The organism is Dapis hubbardiae BLCC-M172, assembly GCF_050016015.1.
In the GTDB taxonomy this organism is placed as follows: domain Bacteria; phylum Cyanobacteriota; class Cyanobacteriia; order Cyanobacteriales; family Microcoleaceae; genus Trichodesmium.
The window spans coordinates 1-9,293 of sequence record NZ_JBNHEQ010000114.1 but is presented as its reverse complement, the minus strand read 5'-3'; the positions used below and the strand labels follow the sequence as shown (position 1 = coordinate 9,293).

The window sequence follows — 9,293 nt, the reverse complement described above, 5'->3', positions numbered from 1 at the left end:
AAAGACTAAGATTACTGAGGATAATTATCCGAAATTATGGATTTTAACACCCACTACTTCTTTCTTTGAACCTTTCCGTAATCCTATAACTATTAATTAAATTCAGACTTGTCTATTACACATCTCCAACAATAAAAAATCAAATCAATTATCGTAGATAAATCATCAATTATTTCCCCCCTATTCCCTCCATACCTATTCCCTCTTTTCTGGAGATGTATATTGGAATTATTAGAAGTTCATACAGATTATCTCGGTCGAGCGAATCGAGAAAAGACTAAGATTACTGAGGATAATTATCCGAAATTATGGATTTTAACACCCACTGCATCAAGTAAAATACTAGAGAATATTGGCGCTAAAACTGATGGGGATAATTGGGGCGAAGGAGTTTATTTATTAGCTCAATTCTTGAGAACTGGATTAGTAGTAATTCATCAATTACCAGAAACATTAGATACTTTAAAATGCTTTGTTTTTGTTATCTTCTTTGCGTAGTAATTTAGAAGTAAGTTCAGAATTATAACAAGAAGATAGGGAGTTGATTATGCACTTATCACCACTTTTATTATACAAATTAGAAACTGCTACTTAGTCAGGTATAGAGCAAGGTTACCGAATTGAACACACTGCAATTATTGAGGATTTGTTGATAATAAAGTTTAATTCTTTAGATGACAAACTTAGGAATATTATTGAACCAATTTTGTTTTTATCTCCAGAAGAATTTTCCTCTTTACTATTACAGCTATCTTAATTATGTCGTGAGGAATTATTTGGAAGATTTAGTAGTGAGAGTTAATAGGAGAATTTGAAATCAAAAAAGGGCGATCGCTTATCACATAAAATCTGACTCTAAAGTACATAAACTGGGTTTGTATTAGAGGCCATACTACACTGACATCTGTCTCCCATAAACCCGGTTTCTTCTCATACTCTAAAGCAAGCGGATTTGATCTAAAAAATCTATTTTAGATGTTATAGGATAAATAGTACAATAGATTAATTTCTGTTAATTAACAAAGTCAAAGTATCGTTACATAATACCTTTTAAAGTAGAATTGAAATACAAGAACATATTGGACTAAAAGTACCGGAAACAATATCGGAAAAACACTAAATTTTAAATCTATTTTAGTGATAAATACCTAAATTAATCCGATACATAATCCCAATTAATTTAACCATACTTTAGAAAAAAATGGTCGCACAAATATCCGATAGTAACTACGAAACCAAAACCCAAGAAATAGCTAAACAAATCTTGACAGCAACTCAAGAAAAAAATCGTTCTTTCTTAGGTCAATTACAAAATCAAATGCGGTGGGATGATAAACTACTCGACTGGGCAATGGCAAGTCCGGGTTTACGGGTACAACTATTTCGTTTTATTGACTGTTTACCAGCATTACGGAGTAAACCAGAAATAGCCGCTCACCTTCAAGAATATTTGACTACTGAAGAAGTCGAACTACCAGAAGCACTGAAAAAACTGCTCAATTTTGCTAACCCAGACTCCGTTCCTGGTCAACTAGCAGCTACTACTGTTGCACCCGCAGTAGAAACCCTTGCTCATAAATACATTGCCGGGGAAAATGTCAAACAAATTATCAAAACTCTAGAAAAACTACGGAAAGATAAAATGTGCTTTACCGTAGACTTGCTTGGGGAAGCAGTCATCACTGAAACTGAAGCACAGTTATATTTAGACCGTTATCTCGAACTGATGACTCAACTCTCCCAAGCTGCTAACAAGTGGTCATCAGTTCCCCAGATAGACGAAGCAGAAGGGAAAAAACTACCACGAGTACAAGTATCAGTAAAACTTACAGCATTTTATTCCCAGTTTGACCCCCTTGATGTCAAAGGTAGTCAAGAACGAGTTAGCGATCGCATCCGAACTCTACTCAGACGTGCCAAAGAACTCGGTGTAGCAGTTCACTTCGACATGGAACAATACACCTACAAAGACCTAACCATTGCTATTCTCAAAGAATTGTTGATGGAAGAAGAGTTCCGCAACCGTAGCGATATCGGTGTGACGACTCAAGCATATTTGCGGGATAGCGAAAAAGATTTGCAAGGTATTATTGACTGGGCAAAAAATCGAGGTTGCCCCGTTACTGTTCGACTCGTCAAAGGAGCATATTGGGATCAGGAAACCATCACAGCTTTACAAAACGACTGGCCACAACCAGTATTTAATGATAAACCTGAAACTGATGCCAACTTTGAAAAGCTGACTCAGATGATGCTAGAAAATCATCAATATATTTACTCAGCTATCGGTAGTCATAACGTTCGTTCTCAGGCAAGGGCGATCGCCATTGCAGAAACTCTAAACGTGCCTCCGCGTTGTTTCGAGATGCAAGTTCTCTACGGTATGGGCGACCAAATAGCTAAAACATTAGTAGACAAAGGTTATCGCGTCCGAGTTTATTGCCCCTACGGCGACCTATTACCAGGAATGGCATATTTAATTCGTCGTTTATTGGAAAATACTGCCAATAGTTCATTCCTCAGACAAAGTTCAGAAAACAAACCTTTAGAAGAATTATTGGCAGCACCTACTACCAACGGCAAAACTACAATTCACGATATTGTCAAACCAGTTTTCAATAATGCTGCGGATAGTGACTACGCCAACGCCCAACAACGGGAACAAGCTCTAAATAGCATTGGCAAAGCACGACTACAGTTAGGAAAAACCTATCTACCAATTATCAATGGTGAATACACAAACACTGCACAAATAGTTGATTCCGTCAACCCGTCAAACCCCAAAGAGGTTGTTGGCAAAATTGGTTTAATCTCCGTCGAACAAGCAGAACACGCAATTAAAGCAGCAAAAGCAGCATTTCCTGGTTGGAAGAAAACACCAGTGCGGGAACGGACAGCAATATTGCGCAAAGCTGCCGACTTAATGGAAAAACGTCGCCACGAACTGACAGCATGGATGGTTTTAGAAGTTGGTAAACCCCTTAACCAATGTAATGCCGAAGTTTCTGAAGCTATAGATTTTTGTCGTTATTATGCTGATGAAATGGAACGGTTAGATATGGGTTATAAATATGATACCGCTGGAGAAACTGACCGTTATTATTATCAACCCCGTGGTATTTCTTTGGTGATTTCCCCTTGGAATTTTCCTCTAGCTATTCCTACTGGAATGACGGTTTCATCTTTGGTGACTGGTAACTGCACGTTGTTGAAACCTGCGGAGACATCATCGGTTATTGCTTCTAAAATTGCTGAAATTTTGGTAGAAGCGGGTTTTCCTAAAGGGGTATTCCAATTTGTTCCAGGTAAAGGTTCCAGCGTTGGTGATTTTATGGTGAAACACCCAGATGTTAATAGTATTACTTTTACTGGTTCTCAGGAAGTAGGTTGTCATATCTATGCTGAAGCTGCAATTTTGCGACCAGGGCAAAAACATCTGAAGCGAGTTATTGCTGAAATGGGTGGTAAAAATGCGATTATTGTGGATGAAAGTGCTGACCTTGACCAAGCAGTTGCTGGTGTTGTCTATTCTGCTTTTGGATATAGCGGACAGAAATGTTCTGCTTGTTCGCGGGTTGTGGTGTCGGCACCAATTTATGATGCTTTTGTGGAAAGGTTGGTAGAAGCTACGCGATCGCTCAATATAGGAGATGCAGAGAAACCAAGTACCCAAGTTGGTCCGGTAATTGATGATAAGGCGCAAAAGCGAATTCAGGAATATATTGCCAAAGGTAAGCGGGAAGCAAAAGTTGCTATTGAGATGACTGCGCCAGAGGATGGTTATTTTGTCGGTCCAGTGGTATTTAAGGATGTGTCACCAAATGCGACTATTGCTCAGGAGGAAATATTTGGTCCGGTTTTGGCAGTGATGAAAGCTCAGAATTTTACTGAGGCGTTAGAAATTGCTAACGGAACGAATTTTGCTTTGACTGGCGGGTTGTATTCTCGGACTCCTTCTCACATTGAACGAGCAAAAGCAGAATTTGAAGTAGGGAATATATATATTAATCGTGGGATTACCGGAGCGATCGTTTCCCGACAACCGTTTGGTGGGTTTAAGTTGTCTGGTGTAGGTTCAAAAGCAGGAGGTCCTGATTATTTACTGCAATTTTTGGAACCGCGCACGATAACTGAGAATGTGCAAAGGCAAGGTTTTGCACCTATTGAAGGTGTGGATAGTTGAGGTTAGATTGAGTTGTAGGGACGTTAGATGCAACGTCCCTATCTAGCAATGCCAAGGACGGGAGTCGGAACAAAAATAATTACAATGCACCACCTTGAATGGTTATGATATTACCAAAATTTCTGAGTTACCTTGGCAAGTCAATCTGATAATTGGTGGAGTTCCTTGTCAACCTTGGTCTATTGCTGGAAAGTTACGGGGTTTTGATGATTCTAGAGGAAAACTTTGGTTTGATACGATAGTAGAAATATTTAAAAGAAAAGCTGCTTGTGTTGTAGCAACTTTATCTGTTTCAGTTTCAGTATTTGTATCTTTCATAAACTGTTTCGGAACATATAACGGATAAACTGGATAACCAAATACCCATGAAACCACAAAGAATTTAATTTGCCAAATAATTTTTGATGTTTATTGTATTGACTTATAATAGTAATCTTAGTAGGAAATTTTATAATTACCCAAAATCTCAACTTAAAATAATTGCTATAATTCCTAATTGGGGGTTGGTGATTTGAGGTATGATATCCTGCCCGGATAAAAGCGTGAACAAAAAACTTTCTCCTTCTACTACTCTTTGCTTCTTCTTTCTTTCCTTCTGACTCCTGACTCCTAAATAATTAAGATTAACAGGACTTACGCATAACAACCATATCTAGTAGGTGCGAATCGCGATTCGCACCTACAAATGGTGTATAATTTCATTTTTTCCGTAACTCCTGATTAATATCATACAGTAATTCACCAACGCCCTTAATTCTAGTAAGAATCACAAAAAATTAACTCATGTCTGGTAATATCATTAATTCCCCAACCCAATTAAGCTTTTTTAATCTTGAGAAACCTATTAATTTGCAAATATATGAGCATCGGTTCACTTTTATAGATTTATTTGCGGGTATTGGTGGATTTAGAATTCCTCTAGAAGAATTAGGAGGTAAATGTTTAGGATATTCAGAAATTGTGCGACTCGTTGGCCACTAAACCAGGAAAACTGAGTATAAATGGCCTTCCGTAGCTAATCTTAAAGGAGTTTAAATATTTGGCTACTGGAAAACTCTTATCTCCTTCGAGGTGAAATTCCTCCGCCTTGTTGTTGGGTAGAAAGCATAGGCCACACTGATGAGACTGAATATCAAATTGGTGAAGCTGGTCTAAAAGCGGGAAAATACCAGTTACCTAGGAACGATACCGCAAGCAAAGGCTGACAAGTGGACGAACAGGAAGGTAATCAAACTCTCGTCAAATATAACCAACCCAAAGGTAGCTACGGGTTGAAGGACAAAAGTCAGAGGGTCTATGGGTAATCTTATAATTTCGGGATTACTAACAATCGTATCGAACCCTCCGGGAGACTTTACCCCACTAAATCAGTCGTAATAAAGGAATAAGGGAACGAGGAAACCTCCTTAAGACACCTAAGAATATAGGTCGATAACTTAGGAAGCCATTCAAGGTCAATCTACGCACTCAGACGTAGGTCTTAGGGAGAGTAGGATTGGGTAAAAAGCATATCTATGCTGACGTACCCACTGTTAGACGTAATGTAAGGTAATCAAAGCGCGATGAATAAGGCTAAAACACTAAAAAGACGTTTAGGAAATCCTAAACCATTTTTAAGCGTGGCATGGGATACAGACGATATACTAGATCCAGTATGTATTAATCCAAATCTCAAATGGAAAGATATTAACTGGAGACGGGTTGAGAAGAATGTATTTAAGTTGCAAAAGTTAATTTACAGAGCATCCAGCCGTGGCGAAATCCGTAAGATGCGTAAATACCAAAGACTTCTGACTTCTAGTTATTACGCAAGGTTGCTAGCTGTTAGGCGCGTGACCCAAGATAACCAGGGGAAGAAAACAGCAGGTGTAGATGGTATAAAAAATCTACCTCCTATGCAGAGATTAAACCTGGTTGATTTATTAAACACGCGATACCTCAAAGCAAGCCCCACCCGTAGAGTCTGGATACCAAAACCAGGGAGGGATGAGAAGAGACCTCTTGGAATCCCTACAATGTACGACCGTGCATTACAAGCTCTGGTTAAGTTGGGTATGGAACCAGAGTGGGAGGCGAGATTTGAACCTAATAGCTATGGTTTTAGACCAGGACGGTCAACACATGATGCTATCGAAGCCATCTTTCTCAGTATCAGATGCAAACCCAAATATGTGCTTGATGCTGATATATCCAAATGTTTCGACCGAATTAACCATGATGCACTGTTGAGAAAAGTAGGGTCTTTGGCCTACAGACGCTTAATCAAACAGTGGTTAAAGTCTGGAGTGTTTGACAATAAACAATTCTCAAACACTGTGGAAGGTACACCACAGGGAGGGGTGATTAGTGCCTTACTAGCAAACATCGCCTTACACGGTATGGAGGAACAATTAAACCAATTTGCCAGAACGATAGACCTCAAAAATAAAAAAGGTCATCAACAAGGCTGGCAAGACAAGGTAAACAGTCTCAACTTAGTACGCTATGCTGATGATTTCGTTATCCTACACGAAGATATTAAAGTAGTGTTACAAGCAAAAACCGTAATACAGGAATGGTTAAGCCAGGTAGGATTAGAACTAAAACCAGAAAAAACCAAAATTGCTCATACCTTAGAGGAATACAAAGGTAACGAACCTGGATTCGACTTTCTAGGATTTAACGTTAGGCAATACGAGGTTAAGTCAACTAAACAAGGATTTAAGACGCTGATTAAACCATCTTCCAAGAGTATAAAAACTCATTATCGGAAATTGGCGGATGTATGTGATTCACACAAAACTGCCCCTGTTAAGGCTTTAATAGCCAAACTAAATCCGGTAATTAGAGGATGGTCTAACTACTTCTCAGCCGTAGTCAGTAAAGAGGTGTTCAGTGAAATAGACAACCTCCTATGGAAAAGACTATGGAGATGGGCAAATAGAAGGCATCCCAATAAGCCCTCCCAATGGGTAAAGAAAAAGTATTTCCCCAAAGTTAAGAAAACCAGGAATTGGGTACTTAACGACGGCGAATATATACTAAACCTACACTCAGATATTCCTATTGTAAGGCATATCAAAGTGAAGGGTAATAAATCCCCTTATGACGGCAATTGGACTTATTGGAGTAATAGAATCGGCAAATACCCAGGCGTAAGGAAAGAAGTCACGACGCTGTTAAAACGTCAAAAGAATAAATGCGCATTTTGTGGGTTAACCTTTAGTCCAACTGACCTTATGGAAGTAGACCATATAAAACCAAGGTCTAAAGGAGGTGACAACACGCTTAAAAACAAACAACTGTTGCACCGACATTGCCACGACAGTAAAACGGCTTCAGACAAAAAGACATATCCAAAATTTAGACCCCAGGATTTACCTGATAACTATATATGGATTGACGATATGTTAACTCTGAAACAGGATGTGCCCATGAAAAGGGACGTTTAAGAGAGGAGCCGTGTGAGGTGAAAGTCTCACGCACGGTTCTGAAGACGAGTCGGGTAGGGTAACTTACCTGGCTTAGTTTAACGACTCTGATGCAATAAAGGTTTATCAGCAAAATTTTTTGACTGGATATGTCAATAATGATGAAAAATATTTGGGAGATATTACTAAAATTTCTGAGTTACCTTGGCAAGTAAATCTGATAGTTGGTGGCGTTCCTTGTCAGCCTTGGTCTGTTGCTGGAAAGTTACGGGGTTTTGATGATTCTAGAGGAAAACTTTGGTTTGATACAATCAGAGTTGTGGAGGAAAATCAACCTGAAGCTTTTATTTTTGAAAATGTGAGAGGGTTAATTAGTCCTGCTAATCAAAGGTCGTTTGAATTAATTATTGAGAAGTTTAAAAATATTGGTTATCGTGTTTATTACAAATTACTGAATTCTGCTGATTTTGGATTGCCTCAAAATAGAGAACGAGTTTTTATTGTAGGAATTAGAAAAGATTTAGATATAGATAATTTCTCTTTTCCCGAACCATTGAATTTTCAAGCTAAACTTTTTCAAGTTATTGATGGTCTCCAGGGTAATTTTGATATTCAAAAGGCAAAATTATCACCAGATATTTTGTTTAATGGTACTGTTCCAGTATCTAGAAATAAATTTCAGAAAAATGATGAGTTGAATGATTTTTTTGTTTTTTGTGATACGAGAAATGGTCATACAACTATTCATTCTTGGGATCTGATAGAGACAACTAAAAGGGAAAAGTTAATTTGTGAAACTATTCTCAAAAATAGACGGAAAAAAAAGTACGGTAAAAAAGATGGTAATCCTTTATCTTTTGTAGATTTATCTGAGTTAATAGATAATTTGCAAATTCAAGAATTGAATAATTTAGTAGAGAAGAAAATTATTCGTTATGTTTCAGAAAAGGGTTATGAATTTGTCAACTCTAAAAATTCATCAGGAATTAATGGCATATATAGAATATTTTTACCTCATTCAGAAATTGTGCCGACCTTAACTGCTACAGGTACAAAAGATTGTATAGCTACGGTTTCTATTAATGCAGAAACTCCAGAAGAGTATAAGTCTTTATTTATCCAGGAAATTTATCGGCAGAAAAAATATAGGTATATAACTGCAAAAGACTGTGCTAAGTTACAAGGTTTTCCTAGTTGGTTTAGACCGCATAGTAAGGAGAATATTGCTAAGAAACAATTCGGGAATGCTGTATCTATTCCAGTTGTTTATTATTTAGCTAAGTCTTTACTGGAGTTGCTAGGTTTTGTTAATTAGATTAACTGCATAATAGACATCTCCAAAAATCCCAAATAAAATCAATTATTAGAGGATAAACCGTCAAATTTTTTCCCCTACTCCCTACTCCCTCTTTTCTGGAGATGTCTAATGATAAATATAAAAGCTTACAACCTTCTTTTACCTAGATTTTGACTTAATCCATTGGTCAATCTTTGATTTCATCTCAACTCCAACTTCTCTAAAAATGTTTAATAAGTCTTCATATACCTTTTTACTAAAAGGACCCGCTAAGTTCTCTCCAATGACCATTAAACACTTGGGTAAGAATGGAGACCAAATTATTAGGCTGGCTAAAGAACCAGTTGATATATCGGGACTTTAGTGAAAAAATAGTAAAAAAAAGGGTATAATATATATCTGA

At 37.7% G+C, this 9,293-nt stretch carries 5 protein-coding genes and 1 pseudogene; all 6 read left to right on the top strand.

Annotated features, from left to right (window positions below):
• Nucleotides 1-222: 222 nt before the first annotated feature.
• The gene (locus ACP6PK_RS10760) at nt 223-498 is read left to right on the top strand and encodes a hypothetical protein (protein ID WP_426559600.1); all 276 of its coding nucleotides are present in this window, start codon (nt 223-225) and stop codon (nt 496-498) included.
• Nucleotides 499-1,201: 703 nt separating this feature from the next.
• The gene (pruA, locus tag ACP6PK_RS10755; RefSeq protein WP_426559599.1) at nt 1,202-4,183 is read left to right on the top strand and encodes an L-glutamate gamma-semialdehyde dehydrogenase; all 2,982 of its coding nucleotides are present in this window, start codon (nt 1,202-1,204) and stop codon (nt 4,181-4,183) included.
• 94 nt (nt 4,184-4,277) lie between these two features.
• Entirely contained in the window at nt 4,278-4,529 is a 252-nt protein-coding gene (locus tag ACP6PK_RS10750) for a DNA cytosine methyltransferase (protein ID WP_143438132.1), read from the top strand.
• Nucleotides 4,530-4,966: 437 nt separating this feature from the next.
• Nucleotides 4,967-5,164: a DNA cytosine methyltransferase gene (locus ACP6PK_RS10745; protein ID WP_246844343.1), complete on the top strand. Its 198-nt coding sequence runs from the start codon at nt 4,967-4,969 to the stop codon at nt 5,162-5,164.
• Nucleotides 5,165-5,745: 581 nt separating this feature from the next.
• On the top strand, nt 5,746-7,614 hold the full coding sequence (gene ltrA / locus ACP6PK_RS10740) for a group II intron reverse transcriptase/maturase (protein ID WP_426559598.1): 1,869 nt from the start codon (nt 5,746-5,748) through the stop codon (nt 7,612-7,614).
• 91 nt (nt 7,615-7,705) lie between these two features.
• Nucleotides 7,706-8,908, top strand: a pseudogene (locus ACP6PK_RS10735) (DNA cytosine methyltransferase); the annotation flags it as partial.
• Nucleotides 8,909-9,293 lie beyond the last annotated feature (385 nt).

What these genes read in the sequence shown, in the direction of transcription:
- ltrA (WP_426559598.1), top strand. Translation starts at nt 5,746, where the DNA reads ATGAATAAGGCTAAAACACTAAAAAGACGTTTAGGAAATCCTAAACCA.
- pruA (WP_426559599.1), top strand. Translation starts at nt 1,202, where the DNA reads ATGGTCGCACAAATATCCGATAGTAACTACGAAACCAAAACCCAAGAA.
- ACP6PK_RS10745 (WP_246844343.1), top strand. Translation starts at nt 4,967, where the DNA reads ATGTCTGGTAATATCATTAATTCCCCAACCCAATTAAGCTTTTTTAAT.